The organism is Parazoarcus communis SWub3 = DSM 12120, from assembly GCF_003226565.1.
Lineage (GTDB): Bacteria > Pseudomonadota > Gammaproteobacteria > Burkholderiales > Rhodocyclaceae > Parazoarcus > Parazoarcus communis.
Window position 1 is genome coordinate 1 of record NZ_QKOE01000076.1, and the last position, 939, is coordinate 939.

The 939-nt window shown below is 65.1% G+C and carries 1 protein-coding gene; it reads right to left on the reverse strand.

The window, feature by feature from the left end; all coding sequences use genetic code 11:
- Nucleotides 1–917 (reverse strand): ISAs1 family transposase (locus DNK49_RS23080; protein WP_110530411.1); only part of this gene is annotated, 917 nt, incomplete at its 3' end.
- Between the last annotated feature and the right edge of the window lie 22 nt (nucleotides 918–939).

The window sequence follows — 939 nt, forward strand, 5'->3', positions numbered from 1 at the left end:
CGGTTCTCTACTTCCCAGTGACTGCGAACGGCGCGCGCGATGCGCGCGGCGTCGGCCGGCAGGGAGCTGATGTAGTAGCGGCGCTCGCGGGTACGCTTGCCCGCGGCGATGCGCTCGCGCTCGACGATCGCGAAACTCTTCAGATCTGCCCACTGATCGGCCTTGTAGAGCCGGTCGACGGCATCGAAGGCCCAGCAGCGCCGGATTTCGCTGCGCCCGTGGCCATCGTCGCAGGTTTCGTTCGTGGACGTCGGGACGATTTCGCCACCCACGCCGGCTTGCGCGAGCAGGAAGGATTCGATGAGCTTGGGGTGATTGTCCTTGACGCACAGCACGTAGTCCGCGCCACGGTCGCGGATTGTGCGCGCAATGCTGGTCTGGGCACCCATCGCGTCGATCGTGACGACACAGCCTTCGAGCGCAAGCGTGGCCAGCAGCTCCGGGATGGCGGTGATCTCGTTGGACTTCTCTGCGGTCGCGGTCTGCCCGAGCACCAGCCCCATATCGGCGGCAAATGCGCTGACCAGATGCAAGGGCCTCGCCTCGGCTTTGGTCGTGCTGCGCCGGCTGGTCTTGCCGTCGATCGCAACCACGGTGTCGCTGTCCAGAGCAGGAATCAGCTGTCTGACCCAGCGCCGAAACGCGGCCTCGAATTCGCGCGGATCAAGGGCGGCGAACACGCGTCCGAACGTGTCGTGCGACGGGATGCCGTGCTCAAGCACCAGAAAACCTCGCAGCCAGTCGAGCCGCTCCTTCGCCCACGCCTCGATCTCCGAGAACTCGTCCGCGCTGCACAGCACGGCACATACCGCCACCGTGAGCAGTTCGGACAGATCGTGTCTGACCTGACGGGTGCTGCGTGGGTCGGAAATCGAGACGAACACCTGCGTGAGCGGCATCACTTCCCTCGTCGTCATGGGAGCCCCAAAAGACGAGGAA